Below are 20987 nucleotides of genomic sequence, written 5' to 3' on the forward strand. Positions count from 1 at the left end.
GGGCGTTCCTACTCGGTGGTGGCTTCGTCCTCGGCGGGGGCGCTCTCCTCGGAACCGGCCTCCTCCTCGGCGCCGGCGTCGCCGCCGCCCTCACCGGAGTTGGTCTTCTCCAGCTCGGCGACGACGCGGTCGGTCAGCTCCTCGCCCAGCGGCGCGTAGCCCAGCTCACCGGCCAGGTCGCGGGCGCCCTGGTCGGTCAGGGCCCAGGTCCAGAAGTCGATGATGGCGTCGGCGTTGGCCTGCTCGTAGCCGCAGGTGTAGGTGAAGATCCAGTTCGACCCGGCGATCGGGTAGCCCTCGCCGCCGATGTTGTCGATCGCGAACTGGAAGTTCTCCGGGATCTCGGCCTCCTCGGAGGCCGCGATGGTGGACTCCAGGGTCGGCTCGATCGGGTTGCCGTCCTCGTTCACGATGTGGGCGACGGACAGGCCCGCCTCCTGCGCGAAGGACTGGTTGACGTAGCCGATGCCGCCGGGGTTCTGGGTGATGCCCTGGGCGACGCCGTCGTTCTGCTGACCGCCGACCAGGCCGTCGGCCCACTCGATCTCCTTGCCCTCGCCGTACTTGTCGGCCCAGGAGTCGACCTCGGTGCTCAGGTAGTGCGAGAACACGTAGGTGGTGCCGGAGCTGTCGGAGCGGTGGACGGGGATGATCTCGTCGCCGGGCAGTTCCATGTCCGGGTTGAGCTCGGCGATGGCCGGGTCGTCGAACGTGGTGATCTCGCGGTCGTAGATGGCCGCGATGGTCGCCGGGTCCAGGACCAGGCCGTCCAGCTCGGGGTTGTTGAAGGCGATGACGACGGCGCCGAAGACGACCGGGAACTGCACGGCCTCACAGCCGCGGGCGTCCGCCGCTGCGGCGAGGTCCTCATCGTTCAGGGGCTCCTCGGAGGAACCGAAGTCGACGGTCTGCTCCAGGAACTGCTCCACGCCGGCACCGGAGCCCACGCTCTGGTAGTTGACGCTGACGCCGGGCTGGACGTCGTTGGAGTAGGTGTAGATCCAGTCCTGGAACAGGGGGTCGGGGAAGCTGGCCCCAGCGCCGGTCAGGGAGGCGCTGAGGTCGCCCCCGCCGCCGCCGGAGTCGTCACCGCCGGTGTCGCCTCCGCTGCTGCACGCCGCCGCGAGCAGGGGGATGGCCGCCAGGACGGCGAGCTTGGAACGCCCGTTGCGCATGTCGTAGTTCTCCTCGTTGAATCACCGCTGTCGGGGCTGACGTGAAACGACAGTAAGCGCGCAGGAAGGCGCGGTGTCATCGAAATGAAGGCGGGATGGTAGAAGAAGGGTGAATGCGAAGTGAATGGCGGTAACCATTTGATAACGGGTGTGTGTTTTCGGCTCTGCGGAGATTCTGTGATGTGCAGGGGACAGGCGGTGATGACCTGCGGGTATGGACGTGTAGGCCCGGGTGGCACGGCGGTTCCCAGGCAGCGAAGGTGACGCGTCGGATTATTCGACGATTCACCTTCGCGTTCGTCTCGAAGCGAGATGACGTGAAGGTGAACAAGGGGTCTCGTCGGTATCACCCGGGGACCCTGTGGGGAATTGACGAACCTCGTCCCGCGATTTTTCTCCGCTCAGGAACCGTTCGCCGTGTCCAGCCGGTAGCCGATTCCTCGGACCGTGTGGATGAACCTGGGCTGTGCCTCGGAGTCGCCCAGCTTGTGGCGCAGACGCCGGATGTGCACGGCGATGGTGTTGTTCACCGGAGGCAGCGGCTTGTGCCAGACCTCGGTCCACAACTCCTCACGGCTGACCACCCTGCCGCTGTGTCTCAGCAGGAAGTCCATGATCCCGAACTCCCGCAGCGCCAGGTTGACCGGGTTGCCGTCCACGAAGAGCCGGTGTCCCAGCGCGTCCAGCTCCAGGGCGCCCGAGCGCAGCGCGGCCGAGGAGACGGTGCCGTCCGGGCCGCCGCCGTCCGGTCCCGGGAGGGAGCCGCGCAGCAGCGCCGCCAGCTCCGGTATCCGGTAGGGGCGGTTGACGCACGCGGTGGCTCCGGCCGCCAGCGCGCGCATCGCCCGCTGGGAGTCGCCGGGGCCCACCCCGATGAGGATCGGGATGTCCGTCGCCCGCCGGGTCACCCGCACCAGCGTCTCCAGGTCCACCTCGGGCGGAGTGGCGCTGGTGAGCAGGGTGTCCGGCCGCATCATCCCCACCCGCAGCAGCGCCTCGGCCCCGTCCACGCACACCGTGATGTCCACGTCGTGCCCGCTCAGCGACAGCACCAGCTGGTGCGACTGCTCCGACTCGGGCTCCACCAGCAGGACCCGGAGCGGTCCCTCCGACCGTTCCGGGCGCTCGACCAGTTCGTCCTCGACCGGGGTACCCGGAAACGGGACGGATGCGGACGTTGTGAGCGCGGGCATGGGAGGTCCACTTCGTCGAAGGAACAGCGGGGCGGGGTCCCGGGCGGGTGCTCCGGCCTGACCGAAACGACCCTCTGGTCGGCGGTCGCGACCGGAGGGCCTGCGGCCGTCGGTTCGCCCGAAACGGCCCTCCGGGGAGCCGGTGCCAGCGGTTTGGCCGGGGCGACCCTCCGATCAGCGGTCCCGGTCCGTGGGGGAGCCGGTGGCCGGTGGTTTGGCCGGGGCGACCCTCCGATCAGCGGTCCCGGTCCGTGGGGGAGCCGGTGGCCGGTGGTTTGGCCGGGGCGACCCTCCGATCAGCGGTCCCGGTCCGTGGGGGAGCCGGTGGCCAGCGGTTTAGCCGAAGCGACCGCTGATATAGTCCTCGGTCCTCTGGTCGGAGGGCTTGCTGAAGATCGTCGCGGTCTCGTCGAACTCCACCAGGCTGCCGTAGCGGTCGCCCGCGTCGTCCACACCGGCGGTGAAGAAGGCCGTGCGGTCGGACACGCGCGCCGCCTGCTGCATGTTGTGCGTGACGATGACGATGGTGTACTCGCTGGCCAGCTCGTACATCAGGTCCTCGATCTTGAGGGTCGCGATGGGGTCGAGCGCCGAGCAGGGCTCGTCCATCAGGATCACCTCGGGGTTGACCGCGATGGTGCGCGCGATGCACAGGCGCTGCTGCTGACCGCCGGAGAGGGCGAAGGCGCTCTCCTTGAGCTTGTCCTTGACCTCGTCCCACAGGGCGGCCTTGGTCAGCGTCTCCTCGACCAGGTCGTCCATGTTGCCGCGGACGCCGTTGATCTTGGGGCCGTAGGCCACGTTGTCGTAGATCGACTTGGGGAACGGGTTGGGCTTCTGGAAGACCATGCCGATCCGGCGGCGCACCTCGATGGGGTCCACCTCGGAGGCGTACAGGTCCTCGCCGTGGTAGGTGACCTTCCCCTCGATACGGGCGCCGGGGATGAGGTCGTTCATGCGGTTCAGGGTCCGCAGCACGGTGCTCTTGCCGCAGCCGGACGGCCCGATCATCGCCGTGATCTGACGGGGGCCCACCTTCAGGTCCACGTCGCGCACGGCCTTGTTGGAGCCGTAGTAGATGGAGAGCCCGGAGACGTCGAAGACGGGGTCGCCCAGGTCGGGAACCTCGCGGTTGTACCGGACGGTGTCGGGGGCGACGCCGCGACCGGTCTCGGTGCCGCGAGGGGAGGCGGTGTTGCTGACAGACATGAGGCCACTTCCGGGTCGGACGGTGCGTGCGCGGGAGGTGCGCGGCCGGAGCCGCAGAGCGCGGTCGACTCCCATGCAAATATGTCCGTATGAAGCAACGGTGAACGAACCCCGTGGCGAAGGTGAACGTGGGCGGTGAACTCGGAGGCGCTCCGATCGCCAGGCGTTGTCCTCCCGTCACCGAAAGGGGTGCGGACCGCCTCTGGAGTGCGGTTCGTCCCGTCCGGAGGGATCGGCTCCCGGGCGGACCGAGACGCGCCGGACGGGTGGGCAGGTGACCGGCCACAAACCCCTTGATGACTTTTCGGTCTTCCTAATCCACCCTTTTCGGTCCCACCAAGGTCGGGCTCGGTCCCGCCGGGACGGGGCGGCGCTCCCGCCCGGATACCACCGCCGCGGGCGCACGTCCCCGGTCCCCGTCCGGACGCGCGAACGCCCCGGACGCCGCCCTCCGGGGGAGGGGGCGTCCGGGGCGCGCGGGTCTGTTCCGTGCTGCTCCGGGGAGCGCTACTCCGGCGAACCGCCCTGCTCGGCGATCTTCTCCCGCACCTCGTCCATGTCCAGTTCCTTGGCCTGCGTGATCAGGCTCTCCAGAGCCTCGGAGGGCAGGGCCCCGGGCTCGTTGTAGATGACGGTGCGCTCACGCACGATCATCAGGGTCGGGATGGACTGGATCTTGAACTCGAAGGCGAGCTCGCGCTGCGCCTCGGTGTCCACCTTGGCGTGGACGATGTCGGTGTGCTTCTCCGAGGAGGTCTCGAACACCGGGGCGAACTGCCGGCAGGGACCGCACCAGTCCGCCCAGAAGTCGATGAGGACGAAGTCGTTGTCCTTCAGCGTGTCCGCGAAGTTGTCCTTGGTGAGCTCGACCGTGGGCACGTGGTCTCCTGTATCTGTTCGTTGGTTGGTGTCGACCGTCGGCCAACCGCCATCTCTCAGTGCTACAGCGGTCGTGCCCGTTCGTTTGTTCCGCATGCCTGCTGGGGGCGGTGAGCCACCCCGCAGTCGGTTGTTTTGCGCCATAACACGCCTTACATACCTGTTTGGGAGGAAAGAGGGACGACGGCTAGTGTCGTCTGGAGGGACGCGGGACCCACATGACGGGCCCGGGCCGGGTCGGGGGCGAACCCGGGATCTTCCCTGCTGAAAGGGGGTGTGGGATGGGTTCCGAGACCTCTCCGCGGGACACGGCGGGTCCTCCCGTCGACTACCGGTTCACCCTCGCCAACGAGCGCACCTTCCTGGCCTGGGTGCGCACCGCGCTGGCCCTGCTCGCCGGTGCCGTCGCCGTCCTGCACCTGCTCCCGCTCGGCTGGGAGGAGGGGCCGCGCACCGTGGTCGGCCTGCTGCTGGCGGCGCTGGCCGGGGTCATCACCGTCTACGCCCCGCTGCGCTGGTACCGCGTGCAGCGGATCATGAGCCGGGGCGGAGCCCTGAAGCTGAGCGCGCTTCCGCTCGTCACCGCCCTTGCGGTGGGACTGGTGTGCGCCCTGGTCGTCCTGGGCCACCTGCTGTGACCACTCCCGTCGAACGCGACGACCCCGGCATGCAGCCGGAGCGCACCCTGATGGCATGGCACCGCACGATCGCCCTGCTGGTCGTGGTGGGGCTGCTGTTCCTGCGCGGGTCCCTGGCCCCCGGCGACCACGCCTTCCCGGAGGCGCCGGTCGGGGTGCGTGTGGCATCGACGGCCGGACTGCTGCTCCTGGCGGCGGTGCTGGCCGTGCACGTGTGGCTGCGGTGGCGGGCCAACGGGCACGGTGTGCGCGCTCCGGGGACCGGGCGGCCTCCGCCGTCCGTGGCGGGCCCGTGGGCGATGGTGCTCCTGTGCGCGGGCGTCCTCGCCCTGAGCGGCGTCCTGGCGCTGACGGTGCTGCTGGCGCCCTGAGGCCCCGGTGCCCTGGGGGCCGTGGTGTCCGGTGCCCTGGAGCCGCCGGACGCTCGGGGATCTCGGTGCGTGGGGGCTGAGCGGCGCCTCGGGACCCGCGTGCACCCGGCCGACCGCGGGGGCCCGCCGGACGCTCGGCCCCGTCGTTCTCGTTGTCCGGGGGCGGACACGACCGTCCATGCCCTTGGCGGGCCTGTGGTCCACCGGTGCCGATCGCCCTCGTGCGGGCATGGGGGAGCACCGGGCCCCGTCGGGGGACAGCGCGACCACCCCGTCGGGGGAAGGGCCGGAGCCGTGGCCCTTCGTCGCCTTGTCTCGTGGTCGGTCGGCCGAGGCGGAGAGGGCGCCCCGGACCGGACCCTCCGGTTCGGTTACGCCGGCTGCGGCACGGAGCCGACCGCGCGGCGGTGCTCCATGATCGACCGGATGATGTCGTTGAGGTCGCGCTCGGGGCGGTACCCGATCAGCCGCGCGGCCAGTGAAGTGTCCGGGTAGCGGCGCTGCATGTCCTCGTAACCCTCGCCGTAGGCCTCCTCGTAGTTGACGTAGGTGACCGCGCTCCTGGAACCCGCCAGCTCCACGACCCGGTCGGCCAGGCCCTTGATGGAGATCTCCTCGTGCCCGCCGAGGTTGACGGCCTGGTTGTAGGCCTCGGGGGTGTCCATGAGCCGCGGGAGCGCGGGCACCACGTCGAACACCGAACCGAAGCAGCGGCGCTGCGCCCCCGTCCCGTACACGGTGATGGGCTCGTCCGCCATCGCCTGGTCGACGAAGCGCGGGACGACCATCCCGTACCTGCCCGTCTGGCGGGGGCCGACCACGTTGAAGAAACGGGTGATGACGCACGGCACGCCCGACTCGACGCCGTGCACGTAGGCGACGAGCTCGTCCAGCCCCTTCGCCGCGGCGTAGGACCAGCGGCTCTTGGTGGCCGGGCCGTAGACGCGGTCGTCGCTCTCCTTGAGCCCGTCGGCGTCGTTCTTGCCGTAGACCTCGCTGGTCGACGCGACCATGTAGGGCACGCGGTGCGCCACGGCCGCCTCCACCACGTTCTCCGTCCCGTGCAGGTTGATCCGCAGGGAGCGCAGCGGGTTGTCGACGATGTTGTACACGCCCACGGCCGCGGCGAGGTGGAACACGGCGTCCGCCGGGGCGACCAGGGAGTCGACCAACTCCCGGTCCAGGACGTCCCCCTCCACGAACCGGAACCCGGGCGAGCCCTGGGCCTGGACCAGATTCGCCAGGGACCCGGTCGACAGGTCGTCCAGGACGGTGACCTGGTGTCCCTGGGCGATCAGGTGGTCGCACAGATGCGAGCCGATGAAACCGGCTCCTCCGGTGACTACAGCCTTCATGGTTTCCCCTCCACTTAGGTGTTCTCTCTCGCTGTTTCTTGACTGGAAACGGCTTGTGTGCGCGGTCGGCGCGTCCGCGAGCACGGCGAGGCGGCGCGCGGCGCCGCCGGCCGCGGGTTCGGGAGCGCTCAGGCCAGGCAGCGCAGCACGTGGAACCCCTCCCCGAGCGCCACGCCCGCCTGCATGCCCCGCAGGACGGCGAGGCTGCGCAGGGTGGGCTCGGAGCGCGTGTGCGGGTGCTGGTGGGACTGGGACCCGTACAGCTGCATGCCGTGGAGCTTGTCGACCACCTGCACCTCGTCCAGTTCCACGATGAGGTTGGGCGGGCACAGCGGCTCCGAGCGCCAGTGGTCGGCGGCCTCCTCGTAGGCCAGCGCCAGGTGCGGGTGGTGGCGCAGCGCGGTGTTGGACGGGCGCAGGGCGGTGTGCACCGCCTCGGCCACGGCCCGGTGGTCCTGGTTGTAGCTGGAGTGGTGCGGTCCGAGCACCACGGTCGGGCGGAGCCGCTCGATGGACAGTGGGCTCTCGCGCTCGACCAGCTGGGCGAGGTCCACCCGGGCGACGGAGTCGAGCCTCAGGTGGTACTGGTCGCCGGGCAGCGCCATGTGCCAGCCGTCCCAGCGGAAGTGGTCGGCGACCTTCTTGATCTCCGCGTAGCGCTCCTCCGCGGTGGAGAAGCCCTTGGGAGACATGTCGGCCGTGTCCCCGACGGTGAGGAACTGGACGAACACCTCGGCGCCGGCCGCCTTGGCCTTGCTCATGAGGCCGCCGCAGCCGAGCGTCTCGTCGTCGGGATGGGGCGCGAAGACCAGGATGCGTTCCTGGGACCAGTCCGTCGTCATACCGTTTTCCGTCCTTTGCCTAGAGAGCGATCGGGTTTTTCCCGGGGAGCGACGCCGCGCCCGGTGGCGCGGCGCTGTGGTGGACCCTCGTTCGGGTCAGCTCTGGGTTCTCGCCTGCCTGAGCACGTGCAGTGCCTCCGGGCCGGTGTTGAGGAGAAGGTCGATCGCCGACAGACGAGGGACGAAGTCGGCCGGGTCGCGCCCGTGCTGCGGGTACACCGGGTGGCGGAAGTTCTGCCACCGGACGCCGATCCCGTAGCGGCGCAGGGTCTCGGGCTCCAGGTAGTCCCGGGCACCGTCGCCCGAGAGCATGGTGTGCGCTCCCGTCCTGGCGCAGATCTGGGCGAGGAGCTCGCTCTTGCGTCCGGGGAAGTCCCCGATCTCACTGGCCAGCAGCAACGGCGTGTCGATCCCGAACCACCGCATCAGCATGCGCGTGGTCGCTATGCACAGGTCCGCGAGACCGTCCCACTCCTCTTCGTACAGGTGGGCGATCTCGTCGCGGTAATCCCTCCAGTAGGGCGCCTTGCGGTAACAGTGTTCCGCGAGTGCCTTGTAGTGCCTGAGCTTCCAATTCTGGCTGTTGTCAACAATCTTGTCCCGTATGCGGTCGTTTCGGCTGCCCTGGACGACCGGAACGGTGAGAAGGACGGGTTTTCCGCCACCTCCGACGTAGTTGCGGTTCTGCCAGCCGCGGCGCTCGAACTGGACGTTGTCGAGGATGACGAAACGGTCGCAACGGTCAATTTTATCCAAAAGACCCAGCCACGGCAGGTAGTGCGGCTGGTGCAGTGCCACGGTGCGGACCGCGTCGTCCTGGCTGCTCATAGCGAAGCGACCCCCGGGGCCAGTGGCCTGTGGGATTCGAGTGGAACCGGATGAGGGTGAGGACGGAACGCTGATCACTCCGAGCATTCTCCTTCTCTCCGTTGGTCACTTTCCGCAGATTTTCCCGGGATCTGGACAATGTTGGACAAACCACAGACGAGCCGTAGCTACAGCTCACAAATATCCTCTTATGGTTACCATCTTCCGCAAGCCCGTGTATACGATTTGCGTGGCCTACATAGGACGCGAACCCGGGTGAACCTCTCGGTGTCGTAGGGCGTCAAGATAACACCGACTTCGCGGGTTAATGTCGGTCCGAAACCGAGAACTTCGGAGGGTCCTAGCGCTGTGCGTATCGCACGTTTCATAGGCGGCCTGCTGATCGGGCTCATCGCCCTCGCCCTGGCCGCGGCACTCTTTGTCTACTGGTTCGGCTACGCGACGGACATGGCCGAGGCCTCCGGTCTCGGCGCCCTGGGCTACGCGTTCCTGTGGTTGGCCTTCGGCGCCAACCTGCTGCTGTGGACCGCCATCGGACTCGTGCGCCTGGGCGAGGACTCGGTGCGCGCCGTGCTCCGGTCGTCCCGGGCGGGGCACCGCGGCGCCGTCGGGGGGAGGGCGCGCGAACGCGTCCTGGTGGGCGCGGGCGGTCCCGGCGGCGGTACCGCCCTCGCCGAGCGGGGCGGTGACGCCGCGGGGGAGGGCGCCTCGGCGGTCGCCGCGGCCCGGGCGGCGGATTCCGGGCAGGGGGGCGCGTCCCTGGCCGTCATCATCCCGGCGCACAACGAGGAACCCGTCATCGGCGGGGCCATCGCCTCCGCGATGGGGCTGTTCGACCGCTGGGACATCTACGTGGTCTCGGACTCGTCGAGGGACTCCACCGCGCAGATCGCGGCCAAGACCGGCGTGAACGTCCTCGAACTCCTCACCAACCGAGGCAAGGCCGGGGCCATCGAGGCGGTCATCGAGGAGTTCTCGCTGACCGACAACTACGACGGCGTCCTCATCCTGGACGCCGACACCGAACTCGACCCCGGGTACGTGGAGGGCGCCCGGAGGCAGCTGGCCGACCCGTCCGTGGCGGCGGTCGCGGGCTTCGTCGTCTCGGAGTGGAAGCCCAAGGAGCGCGGCTTCGTCGGCCGGATGATCTCGGCCTACCGGGACCGCCTGTACTTCATGCTCCAGTACCTCATGCGCTTCGGGCAGACCTGGCGGCACGCCAACACGGCCTTCATCGTGCCGGGCTTCGCCAGCGTCTACCGCAGCGAGGCGCTCAGGGAGATCGAGGTCAACCCCAAGGGGCTGGTGATCGAGGACTTCAACATGACCTTCGAGGTGCACCACAAGCGCCTCGGCCGGGTCTCGATGAACCCCGACACCAAGGCCTACAGCCAGGACCCGTTCACCTTCCGGGACTACTACAGGCAGGTCACCAGGTGGACGCTGGGCTTCTGGCAGACCGTCCGGCGCCACCGGGTGTGGCCGAGCCTGTTCTGGGCCTGCCTGGCGCTGTACATCCTGGAGGTCGTCCTGGTCTCCGCCGTGCTGCTGGTCACCACCGTGGTCGGCCTGTTCGTCCTCGCGGGGACGCTGGGCGGGGAGTTCTTCCTGAGCCTGCCGTTCGCCGGGGAGTCCTTCACGGCGGTGACGGCCTTCCTGCCGCTGCTGGCGATCGCCATCGGCCTGTTCATCCCGGACTACATGCTCACCTGCCTGATGGCGGCGATCCGGCGGCGGCCGTCCTACCTGGTCTACGGACTGCTCTTCTTCCCGATCCGGCTCGTGGACGCCTACCTCGCGCTGCGGATGATCCCCAAGGCGTGGACCACCGAGTCCGACGGCCGGTGGAGCAGCCCCGACCGCGTCTCGGGCAGGTGATCCGACCTGCGGTGATGTGAGATCGTCCGGCCCCGGGTACCCCGGGCGCCCGGGGTACCGGACAGCGTTTAGGCTGATTTTCGCCCGCCCGTGGACCTGCCTTCCGGAGCGGGGACGCAGTCGTCTGAGGGGGATCAGCCGTGGACAAGAGGCGCGTGTCGTTCGCGTTGTACCGGGTGCTCGCGTACGTGACCGGAATCTTCCTGCTGGGCCTGACCTTCGTGGCCATGCCCGCCAAGTACCTGGTCGGGGAGACCGCCCGGTTCTCCCTGGTGGCCGCGCCGCAGGGCCTGGAGCACTGGTTCGGCCCCGAGTCGCCGCTCATGCTCTACATCGCGATGCCGCACGGTTACATCTACATGGCCTACGTCCTCGTGGTCCTGTGGGTGTCCCTGGACCGTCGCTGGAGCGCGTCCCGCACCCTGGGCGTGGCGCTCGCGGGCACCATTCCCGTGCTCGGCTTCGTGGTCGAGCACCGGATCGTCCGCTCGGAGCAGGCCAGGGACCGCGAGGCCGGACGGGCTCAGGAGCCCGCGACCGCGGGCTGATCCTCCCGGGAGCCGCCCTCGTGCAGCTCCCGGCGCATCAGCAGGATCCAGAAGACCACGGCGGAGACGCCGAACATCGCCCACTGCACGGTGTAACTGAGGCTGCGCCAGTTGACGGTGAACCCGGTGGGCGGCTCGGGCGGCGGTGCCGGGACGAGCGAGGCGGTGGCCGGGTCCGTCTCGGGCAGGGTGACGTAGCCCTCGTAGAGCGGGTGGTCCCACTCGTTGACGAGCACGGACGTGGCGATGCGCTCGACCTGGCCCTCGGAGACCTCGACCGGCACGACCCCCTCGGCGCCCACCGGAGGCAGCAGCCAGCCGGTGACGGTGACCTCGCCCCCCGGCACGGACGGGATGTCCTGGCCCTCCTCGGCCCAGCCCCGGTTGACGGTGACGGCGGCGCCGCCGTCGGTGACCAGGGGCACGATGACGTCGTAGCCGCGCACGCCGTCCACGACGCGCGGCACCAGCAGCTGGGCGTCGGCGTCGTAGCTGCCGCTGGCCTCCACCGCGCTGTTGGCGAAGGAGTCCGGGTGCATGTACTGGCCCGGTTCGAGCAGGTCCGAGACGGGCACGGCGCCGGCCAGGTCCTCGACCGGGTTGGTGATGACCTCGCGGTCGGGTTCGAAGGCGCGGACGAACTGCCAGGCGGTACCGGCGACGCAGACGAGGCCGACCAGCACGGCGAGCAGGTGGATGCCGAGCCACCGTGGGCTGAGGAGCGGTGATCTCACCAGACCAGGCTAAGCGCGGTCCCCGAGCGCCCCGCCATGACCCCGGGTTGACGCTCGCCCGCACGCGCTTGGCTCGTTGTCTGTCGAGGAATGACGATCACTTTAAGTAGTTCTCCGTGACTGAGGGTTGTCCTTCGAGGGTGTGGTGGGTAGTGTCTCCATCAACGCGGAACGACGGGGTCGATTCCGCGGCAGGCCTTCGAGGCCGCGACTCCAGGGGGGAGGAGTCGCTGGCCGTTTCCCAGCGCGAGGGTCGCTTCCGTACTTTGAGGGGGGATGCGGAAGCGACCCTCGCCACCTCGTAACCGGGGGCGTTCCCACTGGTCGGTGGGGACGCCCCTTGTCGTTTTCCCACCGCTCTTGGGAGTTCTCTCAGGGGGTGTCCTGGATCCTGCGCTCCCTCAGGTCGGTGAGGTGGCGCGCGGCTGTCGCGAAGTCGTTGTCGTCATGGAGGACGGTCAGCCCGTGGTGAGCGGCCGTGGCGGCGATGAGCAGGTCCACCGACGACAGCGCGCGGTGTGCGCCCGCGCGCAGGAGCCGGTACTGGGCGGACTCCACCCACTGCCAGGCGCTCTTCGGTGTGGGGACGTTCGGGTACAGCATCTCGAACATGTCGTTGAACTGTTCGTACTCGTCGAGGTTGCGCGCGGAGCGGCGGAACTCGACGCGCTGTACGGTGCAGGAGCCCACGGCGCCTTCGGTGACGACCTCACGCCAGGCCAGCCTGTGCTTCTCGTCCCGGAGTACACGCCACAGCGCGGACGAGTCGATCAGGTACCGGATCACGTGTACGGCTCCTTCGCGGCCGCCCGCTGCTCTTTCCAGCCCTCGTAGTCCCAGTCCTTGGCAAGGTCGGCGAAGTGCTCCAGGGCCGCGATGCGTCGATGCCTACGCGCGTACTCCCTGAGGGCCAGGTTCACCGTCTCCTTCTTGGTGCGCGTACCGGACAGGCGCATGGCCTCCTGGAGCGCCTCGTCGTCGACGTCGATCTGGGTCAGACTCATGTTCCACCTCGTATCATGGCGATGTACATGATCTATAGGGGACATGTACATCGCCATGATAGTGCGCTGGCGGAGGAACGGCCGTGTCAGCCCATGCTCTTCTGGCCGTCCAGGGCCTCACGCAGGATGTCGGCGTGCCCGCAGTGCTGTGCGGTCTCGCGGATGACGTGCAGCAGCACGTCGCGGGCGGACCAGGAGGCGCCCTCGTCGAACCACGGCGCGTCCGGGAGCCGGTGGCTGACCTCCAGGTCCGGCAGGCCGCCGACGAACTCCTCGGTCTCCCGCGCGGCCAGCGCGTAGTCCGCCAGGACGCTGTCGAGGGTCTCGCCCTCCAACAGTCGGAAGCTGTCGGCGTGCTCCTGCCAGGTGGCGGGGTCCTCGTAGTCCGTCTGGGCCTCGTTCGTCGAGCCCTCACGGGCGAACCGGATCCAGTTGCGCTCGACCCGGGTCACGTGTTTGACCAGCCCGCCGAGGGTCAGTTCGCTCACCGTGGTGCGCCGCGCGGCCTGTGCGTCGTCCAGGCCCTTGACCGTGAGACGCAGGAAGTCGCGCTGGTCCTCCAGGAACCGCAGGAGGCTCGCGCGCTCCGCGTCCACCGTGCTCGTCGCCGTTGTGACCATCATGACCACCGCTTTCTCGCCCTGTCCGCCTCGGTACAGAAGGACTCTAGAAAGCCTGGCGGTCAGTTACTGTCCTCCACTGGACTGAAAACGGGAGAAAGGGTGCGGTCCCGAGCGGGGCTCTGCCGATAGCCTGGCGTTCTGGCGACTGGGAGGTTCCATGACCTTGATTCCACTCCAGTACCGGTTCGACGGACCCCGGCACGCGCCCGTCGTACTGCTCGTGCCGCCCTTCGGTACCACGATGTCGGTCTGGGAACCGCAGCTGCCCGAACTCACCCGCGACCACAGGGTTCTGCGGGTCAATCACCGGGGGCACGGCTCCTCCCCGGCCCCGGCCGGCCCCTACACCGTCGAGGAACTCGCCCTGGACCTGCTCGGAGTCCTGGAGTCCCAGGGCCTGACCCGGGTCCACGCGGTCGGCGCCGGGCTCGGCGGGGCGTTGCTGGTGTGGATCGCGGCCAACTCGCCGCGCACCCTGGAACGCCTCGCGCTGCTGGCCGCGGCGCCCCGCACCCCGCGGACGCACCGGTGGGACCTCCTCGCCTCGCGGGTGCGCTCGTCGGGTCTGGACGCGGTGGCCGGGGACGTGGTGCGGCCCTGGTTCACCCCGGACATGGGCGAGGAGCGGCCGGAGACCGTGGCCCGGTTGACCGAGGAGTTCGGCGGGCTCGACCCGAACGGCTTCGCCGCGGCGTGCGACGCGGTGGCCGGGATGGACCAGCGCAACCTGGTGGCCTCCGTGCGGGTGCCGACCCTGGTGGTGTCGGCCGCCCACGACCCGATGCTGCCGCCCGGCCACGGCCGCAGGCTGGCGGACGGGGTCCCCGACGCCCGGTTCGAGGTGGTCACCGGGGCCGCGCACCTGCTCGGGGTGGAACGCGCGGACCGGGTGAACGAGCTGCTGGTGGAGCACCTGCCCGGTTGAGGAGGACCCGCCCTGGGAAGCGGGATCAGACCTCCGCCACGGGGATCAGCGGACTGTTGATCTCCAGCAGGTAGCCGTCGGGGTCGCGGAAGTGCGCGGCGCGGATGCCCCACGCGGTCCAGTCGCGCGGCTCCATCACCTGGCGGGCGCCGTCCGAGACCAGCCTGGCGGCCGTGGTGTCGACATCGTCCACCTCGAAGATCACCGCGAACCGGTCCTGGTGCGGCAGCGCCGGGTCGGCCGTGTCGGTCTCCAGGGCCTCCGCCATCACCTCACGCTGGTTGATGGCCAGCCGCGTCCCCGACTCGACGTCGAACTCCGCGTAGCGGCTGCCCTCGTCACCGCGCAGCACGGGGAGCTTGAGCACCTCGGAGTAGAAGCGGAAGCAGGCCTCGTAGTCGTTGACGAGGAGCCTGATGTAGCTGCAACGCATGGGGTCTCCTGCCGTTCGGCATCGTTCTCAGCACCATTGTCCCGTTCCGGGAGCCGCGTGGGGGGTTGTCCACACCCGTTTCTCCTCTTCCCCAGCACCGTGTTCGAAACGCGTTTTCCGCGTTGCCGCTCGGGCTCCTCCGCCCGGGTCGCCGGTGCGCCGTGCTTCGCGGTGCGCCTTCGGTCCGGTGTTGTAGCCCCTGTTGCTCAGAATGTAGTACATGTACTATCAATGGCAGTAGATAGATGATGGAATGGAGAACCAGTGTGATGAGCGCGGATGTCCGGTCGGGCGCTCGGGCGAGGGCCCGGACGGTCCGGAAGAAAGCGGTGAAGCGTGCCCGCTGAGAGCGACAGGGTGGCCGGCCGCCGTCCCAGGGCCGCGGCCGGAGGCGGCGAGGCCGTCTACAACCGGATCGCGATGCTGCGGGCGGAGCGCGACGTGTCCCGCCGCCAGCTGGCCGAGGCCCTGGGCGTGCACTACCAGACGGTCGGCTACCTGGAGCGGGGCGAGTACAGCCCCAGCCTCCACCTGGCACTGCGCATCGCGCGCTACTTCGAGGTTCCGGTGGAGGTCGTCTTCTCCACCGAGCCCTTCCCCCGCATCGGCCAGTAGCCACCGAACCCGAGGAGACCCCGCATGTTCGTCAGCAAGCCCAGCTCGCAGAAGCAGGAACGCCTCCGAGCCCTGGTCGAGAACCCGCGCCGCCGCCGGTTCTGGGCCGCGCGGTCCCGCCGTCGCCAGGCGGTGGCCGCGTGCGCCTTCGCCACCGTCCTGGCCGCCGCCCTGTTCTCAACCGCGGTGGTGACCGGACCGCCGTCGTCCACCGTGCTGGTGATCGGTTTCGCCCTGTCGCTGGGCGCGTCGGCCGTACTCGGCACACACATCAACATCGCCGCGCGCTGGGTGGTCGGGTACGAGGGCGTGGACGAGTTCCAGCGGGCGGAGATGGACCACGCAGCCAGACTGAGTCACAACGTGACCATGGCTCTGCTGACCCTGCTGATCGCGGTGACCTGCGGCTTCGGTGGCTGGCTCTCCATGGGCCACATGGACGCGCGGATCCCGCTCACCCTCCTGGTGCCGCTGGTGCTCCTCACGACCATGTGCCACGCGGCCTTCCCCGCCTGTTACCTGGCCTGGACCCGTCCGGACGAGATCCCCGACGAGGAAGACACGGACGACGAGGAGGCCTGACAACTGGGGCTCGCAGCGGAAGCCCGAGCCCTTCCCCCGCGTCGGCCAGCGACCCGAAGGAGTTCCCCCATGTTCCTGTCCAACATCCTCCCGAAACTGCGCTCCACCCAGATCCGGGAGGACCGTGAACGCACCGCCCAGATGAGCGCGGAGAACCCGGGGCACCGCGGGTTCGAGGAGAAACCGAAGCTCCGCAGGCTCCGGGCCTCGCGGTCCCGGCGGCGGCGCCGCACGGCGCTGCTCGCGCTGATCTTCCTGGCCGCCACGGTGCTCATGACCGCCTCCCTCTTCCAGGCGGGCACGGTGCTGACGATGACCGTGCTGGTGCCCGCCTTCCTCGTGCTCCTCGCCGTGGCGACCGTGGTCCACACGCGGCTGAGCCGGGCCACCGGGGTGACGGCCGGTTACCGCAGCCTGGACGAGCGCCAGCGCGCCGAGCTGGACCGGGCCACCCGGCTCGGGCACGGGGTGACGTCGGCGCTCATCCTCGCGGCGTTCCTCGTGGTCGCCGTGCTGGAGGGGCCCACGCCCGATCACCTGTACTTTCCGGAGGAGCTGTTCCTGCCCGTGCTGTGGGTGATCTACATGGCCCACGTCGCGGTTCCCGCCCTGTACCTGGCCTGGACGCAGCCGGACGAGATCCCCGACGACGGGGAGGCGTGACGACTCAGGAGACGTGCACAGGCTTTCTTCGTTTTCCCGTGTTCGGGGGCGGAGCCTGGTAACCAGGGTCTGTGGCAGACATGCGTACGATCACCGAGACCGAGGCCGTGAGCAGGTTCTGGGAGCTTCTCGACGCCGTTGAGAGCGGTGAACGGTTCACCATCACCCGACGAGGGGTTCCCGTCGCGGAGATCGGGCCCGTCCGTTGCCGGACGGACGCCGATCCGAGGACGGTTCATGAGAGCGTGGGATCGCCCGACGACGGGGAGGTCTGACGGCCGGGGCCTCAGAGGATGTCCGGGCCCGCCCAGCCGTAGGTGTCGCGCTCGCGGACCCGGGCCAGCTCGTCCTCCGACAGCACGCGGGGCTCGCCGATCTGGCGGGCCCTCAGGTACGCGCCGCTGAGCCAGTCGAGCAGCCGCAGGTTCTCCAGCGCGTGCCCCAGGTCGCGGCCCAGGGCGAGGCCGCCGTGGTCGGCGAGCAGCGCGGCGTCGCGGCCCTTGAGCGCCTTGACGGCGTGGTCGGCGATCTCGCCGGTGCCGTAGGTGGTGTAGGGGGTGACGGCGATCGCCCCGCCCAGACCTGCGGCGCGGTGGTGGATGGCGGGGAGCTCGGCCAGGACCGAGGACACCGCGACGGTGTCGACCGTGAACGCGTTCACCACGGCGGTGACGTCGCGGTCGTGCTCGGCGGCCAGGCGGTGCACGGCCATGTGCAGGGTGGCCTCGGCGGCGGGGTCGCGCCTCCCCTCCAGCACGCGGTCGTCGAGCGACATCACCGGGCAGTCGGCGGGCTGGATCTGGTCGAGGCAGACGCCGTGGGGAGTGACGACCACCAGGTCGCCGCTGCGGACGCTGACGGTCCCCGACTCGCCGGGTGCGGTGCCCGTGCCCGCGGCGAGTGCGCGGGCGGTCAGACACACGTCACGGCGTTCCTGTTCGAGCAGCATGCCTTCCTCAAGGGGTGCGCGGTGGGCGCGGTCCGTGCCGCGGGGCTCGGGAGTCCGGACGAACCCGCTTAGGTATGCCTCAACTAAGGGGGCACACCTCAATGTATGTCAAACTCTCGTCCCCGTCTTCCCCGGGCGCGGGTGTCCGTCCCCTCACCCGGTCGTCACCCGGAGTAGTTGTGGGGCCGGGTATGACGTGGGCCGGACCACTGGCGACTCCGCTGGGTCAGGTTGTCAGTGCAGATCAGTCCGGTCTCCAGGGCGGATACGACTGAAGAGACTGATGAGACGAGGCTGTTTGTGGCTAACGATCCTGGGCAAACCGGACCCGTGAACGAACTCTACGTAACGCTGCCATCCGTGCCGTACCTGTCGGAGCCGGGGTCGGCGACGGCCACCAGCCTCTACATCGACGGTCGGTGGCGGGCGGCCGGGAACGGCCGGGTGCGAGAGATCCTGAACCCCGCCGACGCCTCCGTCCTGACCATCGTCAGCGAGGGGGGAAGGGCCGACTCCGAGGAGGCCATCGCCGCGGCCCGCCGCGCCTTCGACGGCGGGGAGTGGCCCCGCACCCCCGCAGAGGAGCGCGGGCGCGTCCTCGACCGCATCGCCGACCTGCTCCAGCGCGACCGCGAGGAGATCGCGGTCATGGAGTCCCTCGACACCGGCAAGACGATCGAGGAGGGCGGGATCGACGTCGACGACGTCACCAACGTCTTCCGCTACTACGCGGGCCTCGCCGACAAGGACGCGGGCCGCCTGGTCTCCGCGCCCGAGGGCGTGCACAGCAAGGTGGTCTACGAACCCGTCGGCGTCTGCGGCATGATCACCCCCTGGAACTACCCGCTGCTCCAGCTCGCCTGGAAGATGGCCCCGGCCCTGGCCGCGGGCAACACCATGGTGGTCAAGCCCAGCGAGATCACGCCGGTCACCACCGCCAAGCTGGTGGAGCTCACCACTGAGGCGGGCGTTCCGGCGGGCGTGGTCAACCTGGTCACGGGCAGCGGCCCCGACGCGGGCGCCCCGCTGTCCGAGCACCCCGACGTGGACCTGGTCTCCTTCACCGGCGGTCTGGCCACCGGCAGGCGGATCATGGCGGCGGCCTCCGAGACGGTCAAGAAGATCGCCCTGGAACTCGGCGGCAAGAACCCCAACATCATCTTCCCGGACGTGGACCTGGACACCGCCGTGGACTACGCGCTCAGCGCCGCGTTCTTCCACTCCGGACAGGTCTGCTCGGCCGGGGCGCGCCTCATCGTGCACAACGACATCCACGACGCCTTCACCACCGAGCTCGCCCGCCGCGCCGAGGCCATCCGCATCGGTCGCGGCCAGGACGAGGGCGTGCGCTGCGGACCGCTGGTGTCGGCCGAGCACCGCGCCAAGGTGGAGGCCGCGGTCGCGCGCGGCGTCGAGGAGGGCGCCCGGATCATCGCCGGGGGCAGGAGGCCCGACGACCCGGACCTCGCGCAGGGCTACTTCTACCGGCCCACCGTGTTCGTGGACTGCGACCGCGCCATGGACATCGTCCAGACCGAGGTGTTCGGCCCGGTCGTGACCGTGGAGCGGTTCGAGACCGAGCGGCAGGCCGTCGAGCTGGGCAACGACACCGACTACGGCCTCTCCGGCGGAGTGTGGACCGACGACACCGCCCGCGGCGAGCGCGTCGCGGCGGCCCTGCGCCACGGCACCGTCTGGATCAACGACTACGGCCCCTACTTCCCCGGCGCCGAGTGGGGCGGCTACGGTCGCAGCGGCATCGGCCGCGAACTCGGGCTCGCGGGCCTGGACGAGTACCGCGAGGCCAAGCACGTCTACCGCAACCTGTCCCCCGAACCGCAGCGCTGGTTCGGCTGACGGTGCCGAACGACGAGAGGAACCGGACCGTGGAACCGACCGAGAGCACCTATGACTACGTGATCGTGGGGGGAGGCACCGCGGGATCGGTGATCGCCAACCGGCTCACCGAGGACCCCGGCACCACCGTGTGCCTGGTCGAGGGCGGTCCCGACGACCGCGACCTGGAGCACGTCCTGCGCCTGCGCGACTGGCTGAGCGTCCTGGACGGGGAACTCGACTACGGCTACACCACCGTCGAGCAGCCGCGCGGCAACTCCCACATCCTGCACTCCCGGGCCCGCGTGCTCGGCGGATGCTCCTCGCACAACACGCTCATCAGCTTCCGGCCGTTCGCCGAGGACCTCGACGACTGGGTCGCGGCGGGCGCCGAGGGCTGGGACAACGCCACCGTGCAGTCCTACGCGGACCGGATCAAGTGCAACATCGTCCCGGTCGCCGAGAAGGACCGCAACACCATGGTCAAGGACTGGGTGGCCTCGGCGGCCGAGGCGGCCGACGTCCCGGTGGTGGAGGACTTCAACGCCCTGACCTCCCACGGGGGCGGCTTCGCGTGCGGGGCGGGTTTCCTGTCCATCGCCTACGACCCCTACACCGGCCACCGCTCCTCGGCCTCGGTGGCCTACCTCCACCCGATCATGGACGTGCGCGACAACCTCACCGTCATGCTGGAGACCTGGGTCGACCGGCTGCTGTTCGACGGCGACCGCGCCACGGGGGTCAGCGCCACGGCCAAGGACGGCACGCGCGCCACCGTCAGAGCCCGCCGCGAGGTGGTCCTGTGCGCGGGAGCGGTCGACTCGCCCCGGCTGCTCATGCTCTCGGGGGTCGGCAACGCCGAGGAACTGCGCGAGGTGGGCGTCGAACCCCGGCACGACCTGCCCGGAGTCGGCGAGAACCTGCTCGACCACCCCGAGTCGATCATCATGTGGGAGACCAGCAGGCCGGTCCCGCAGAACACGGTGATGCACTCCGACGCGGGCCTGTTCGTGCGGCGCGACGACTCCGACCCGCGTCCGGACCTGATGTTCCACATCTACCAGGTCCCCTTCGACGACAACACGAAGCGGCTGGGCTACGAGTCCCCGCCCGACGGACGCGCGGTCTGCATGACGCCGAACATCCCCCGCGCGCGCTCGCGCGGCAAGCTCCGACTCACCAGCGGCGACCCCCAGGAGAAGCCCGCGCTGGACTTCCGGTACTTCACCGACCCGGAGGGCTACGACGAGCGCACGATCGTGGACGGGCTCAAGATCGCCCGCGAGGTCGCCGCCACCGAGCCGTTCCGCTCCTGGATCGCCCGCGAGGTCGCCCCCGGTCCCGGCGTCCAGAGCGACGAGGAGCTGTCCGAGTACGGCCGCCGCGCCGCCCACACCGTCTACCACCCGGCGGGCACCTGCCGGATGGGCGCCGCCGACGACGACGGCGCCGTGGTCGACCCGCGCCTGCGCGTGCGGGGGCTGCGCGGCCTGCGGGTGGCCGACGCGTCGGTGTTCCCGACGCTGCCGACGCCCAACCCCATGGTCATGGTCCTGGCCCTGGGCGAGCGCGCCGCGGACCTCATCCGCCAGGACGCCCTGGCCGGGGAGGACACGCGGTGAGCGCCCCGGCGGCCGGGGCCGCCGGGATCCGGGCGCGGGAGAACCCGGACGTGCCCCGCTCCGACCACCGGGCGGTGGCCGTCAC

24 protein-coding genes are annotated in these 20987 nt (G+C 69.9%); 11 read left to right on the top strand and 13 right to left on the bottom strand.

What is annotated here, in order from left to right:
• Positions 1 to 8 precede the first annotated feature (8 nt).
• The 4 genes from pstS to trxA form a co-directional block, all read right to left on the bottom strand.
• A complete protein-coding gene (gene pstS / locus FYW99_RS00275; protein WP_150248580.1) occupies positions 9 to 1175 on the bottom strand; it encodes a phosphate ABC transporter substrate-binding protein PstS in 1167 nt (388 codons plus the stop codon).
• 401 nt (positions 1176 to 1576) lie between these two features.
• Positions 1577 to 2368, bottom strand: coding sequence for a response regulator transcription factor (locus FYW99_RS00280; RefSeq protein ID WP_150248583.1), 792 nt, complete (start codon positions 2366 to 2368; stop codon positions 1577 to 1579).
• A 336-nt stretch (positions 2369 to 2704) separates the two neighbouring features.
• Positions 2705 to 3577, bottom strand: coding sequence for a phosphate ABC transporter ATP-binding protein PstB (gene pstB / locus FYW99_RS00285; RefSeq protein WP_013156377.1), 873 nt, complete (start codon positions 3575 to 3577; stop codon positions 2705 to 2707).
• Between the two features lie 507 nt (positions 3578 to 4084).
• Positions 4085 to 4456, bottom strand: coding sequence for a thioredoxin (trxA, locus tag FYW99_RS00290; protein ID WP_150248586.1), 372 nt, complete (start codon positions 4454 to 4456; stop codon positions 4085 to 4087).
• Positions 4457 to 4737: 281 nt separating this feature from the next.
• Between trxA and FYW99_RS00295 the strand changes: the two genes are divergently transcribed.
• Together FYW99_RS00295 and FYW99_RS00300 are read left to right on the top strand one after the other, a co-directional pair.
• On the top strand, positions 4738 to 5094 hold the full coding sequence (locus tag FYW99_RS00295; RefSeq protein WP_150248589.1) for a YidH family protein: 357 nt from the start codon (positions 4738 to 4740) through the stop codon (positions 5092 to 5094).
• A complete protein-coding gene (locus tag FYW99_RS00300) occupies positions 5091 to 5465 on the top strand; it encodes a DUF202 domain-containing protein (protein WP_150248593.1) in 375 nt (124 codons plus the stop codon). The genes FYW99_RS00295 and FYW99_RS00300 overlap by 4 nt, the downstream gene beginning before the upstream one ends.
• A gap of 371 nt (positions 5466 to 5836) precedes the next feature.
• Here the strand turns inward: FYW99_RS00300 and FYW99_RS00305 are convergent, their stop codons facing one another.
• The 3 genes from FYW99_RS00305 to FYW99_RS00315 form a co-directional block, all read right to left on the bottom strand.
• Complete coding sequence (locus FYW99_RS00305) at positions 5837 to 6820, bottom strand: NAD-dependent epimerase/dehydratase family protein (RefSeq protein WP_150248596.1); 984 nt, start codon at positions 6818 to 6820, stop codon at positions 5837 to 5839.
• Positions 6821 to 6948: 128 nt separating this feature from the next.
• On the bottom strand, positions 6949 to 7662 hold the full coding sequence (locus FYW99_RS00310) for a PIG-L deacetylase family protein (RefSeq protein WP_150248600.1): 714 nt from the start codon (positions 7660 to 7662) through the stop codon (positions 6949 to 6951).
• Positions 7663 to 7758: 96 nt separating this feature from the next.
• Positions 7759 to 8490 (bottom strand): WbqC family protein, encoded by a 732-nt coding sequence (locus FYW99_RS00315; protein ID WP_150248603.1) that lies wholly within the window; start codon positions 8488 to 8490, stop codon positions 7759 to 7761.
• 348 nt (positions 8491 to 8838) lie between these two features.
• Here FYW99_RS00315 and FYW99_RS00320 point away from each other — a divergent pair, with 348 nt between their 5' ends.
• Both FYW99_RS00320 and FYW99_RS00325 read left to right on the top strand, forming a co-directional pair.
• On the top strand, positions 8839 to 10368 hold the full coding sequence (locus FYW99_RS00320) for a glycosyltransferase family 2 protein (protein WP_150248606.1): 1530 nt from the start codon (positions 8839 to 8841) through the stop codon (positions 10366 to 10368).
• A gap of 140 nt (positions 10369 to 10508) precedes the next feature.
• Positions 10509 to 10916, top strand: coding sequence for a DUF3817 domain-containing protein (locus FYW99_RS00325; protein ID WP_150248609.1), 408 nt, complete (start codon positions 10509 to 10511; stop codon positions 10914 to 10916).
• On the opposite strand, the gene FYW99_RS00330 is transcribed toward FYW99_RS00325, so the two are convergent.
• The 4 genes from FYW99_RS00330 to FYW99_RS00345 form a co-directional block, all read right to left on the bottom strand.
• Positions 10892 to 11650: an SURF1 family protein gene (locus FYW99_RS00330; RefSeq protein WP_150248611.1), complete on the bottom strand. Its 759-nt coding sequence runs from the start codon at positions 11648 to 11650 to the stop codon at positions 10892 to 10894. The two genes, FYW99_RS00325 and FYW99_RS00330, sit on opposite strands and share 25 nt — an antisense overlap.
• 372 nt (positions 11651 to 12022) lie before the next feature.
• Complete coding sequence (locus FYW99_RS00335) at positions 12023 to 12436, bottom strand: PIN domain-containing protein (protein ID WP_150248613.1); 414 nt, start codon at positions 12434 to 12436, stop codon at positions 12023 to 12025.
• A complete protein-coding gene (locus FYW99_RS00340) occupies positions 12433 to 12654 on the bottom strand; it encodes a type II toxin-antitoxin system VapB family antitoxin (RefSeq protein WP_071623115.1) in 222 nt (73 codons plus the stop codon). Before FYW99_RS00340 ends, FYW99_RS00335 begins: the two co-directional genes overlap by 4 nt.
• A gap of 86 nt (positions 12655 to 12740) precedes the next feature.
• On the bottom strand, positions 12741 to 13274 hold the full coding sequence (locus FYW99_RS00345; RefSeq protein WP_150249786.1) for a DinB family protein: 534 nt from the start codon (positions 13272 to 13274) through the stop codon (positions 12741 to 12743).
• 160 nt (positions 13275 to 13434) lie between these two features.
• On the opposite strand from FYW99_RS00345, the gene FYW99_RS00350 reads away from it, so the two are divergent.
• A complete protein-coding gene (locus FYW99_RS00350) occupies positions 13435 to 14202 on the top strand; it encodes an alpha/beta fold hydrolase (RefSeq protein WP_150248616.1) in 768 nt (255 codons plus the stop codon).
• 25 nt (positions 14203 to 14227) lie between these two features.
• On the opposite strand, the gene FYW99_RS00355 is transcribed toward FYW99_RS00350, so the two are convergent.
• A complete protein-coding gene (locus tag FYW99_RS00355) occupies positions 14228 to 14635 on the bottom strand; it encodes a VOC family protein (protein ID WP_150248619.1) in 408 nt (135 codons plus the stop codon).
• 420 nt (positions 14636 to 15055) lie between these two features.
• On the opposite strand from FYW99_RS00355, the gene FYW99_RS00360 reads away from it, so the two are divergent.
• The 4 genes from FYW99_RS00360 to FYW99_RS00375 all read left to right on the top strand — a co-directional run bounded on the left by FYW99_RS00360 (position 15056) and on the right by FYW99_RS00375 (position 16770).
• Positions 15056 to 15250, top strand: a complete 195-nt coding sequence (locus FYW99_RS00360; RefSeq protein ID WP_223838657.1) for a helix-turn-helix transcriptional regulator — start codon at positions 15056 to 15058, stop codon at positions 15248 to 15250.
• Positions 15251 to 15274: 24 nt separating this feature from the next.
• Entirely contained in the window at positions 15275 to 15832 is a 558-nt protein-coding gene (locus tag FYW99_RS00365; protein WP_150248625.1) for a hypothetical protein, read from the top strand.
• Positions 15833 to 15901: 69 nt separating this feature from the next.
• Positions 15902 to 16495, top strand: coding sequence for a hypothetical protein (locus FYW99_RS00370; RefSeq protein ID WP_150248629.1), 594 nt, complete (start codon positions 15902 to 15904; stop codon positions 16493 to 16495).
• Positions 16496 to 16575: 80 nt separating this feature from the next.
• Entirely contained in the window at positions 16576 to 16770 is a 195-nt protein-coding gene (locus FYW99_RS00375; RefSeq protein WP_150248633.1) for a type II toxin-antitoxin system Phd/YefM family antitoxin, read from the top strand.
• 11 nt (positions 16771 to 16781) lie between these two features.
• On the opposite strand, the gene FYW99_RS00380 is transcribed toward FYW99_RS00375, so the two are convergent.
• Complete coding sequence (locus FYW99_RS00380) at positions 16782 to 17444, bottom strand: class II aldolase/adducin family protein (protein ID WP_150248636.1); 663 nt, start codon at positions 17442 to 17444, stop codon at positions 16782 to 16784.
• 330 nt (positions 17445 to 17774) lie between these two features.
• Here FYW99_RS00380 and FYW99_RS00385 point away from each other — a divergent pair, with 330 nt between their 5' ends.
• Both FYW99_RS00385 and FYW99_RS00390 read left to right on the top strand, forming a co-directional pair.
• Positions 17775 to 19301: an aldehyde dehydrogenase family protein gene (locus tag FYW99_RS00385; RefSeq protein WP_150248639.1), complete on the top strand. Its 1527-nt coding sequence runs from the start codon at positions 17775 to 17777 to the stop codon at positions 19299 to 19301.
• 29 nt (positions 19302 to 19330) lie between these two features.
• Positions 19331 to 20902, top strand: a complete 1572-nt coding sequence (locus FYW99_RS00390; RefSeq protein WP_150248642.1) for a GMC family oxidoreductase — start codon at positions 19331 to 19333, stop codon at positions 20900 to 20902.
• Positions 20903 to 20987: the final 85 nt, after the last annotated feature.

It is taken from the genome of Nocardiopsis deserti (assembly GCF_008638355.1).
GTDB classification, from domain to species: domain Bacteria; phylum Actinomycetota; class Actinomycetes; order Streptosporangiales; family Streptosporangiaceae; genus Nocardiopsis; species Nocardiopsis alborubida.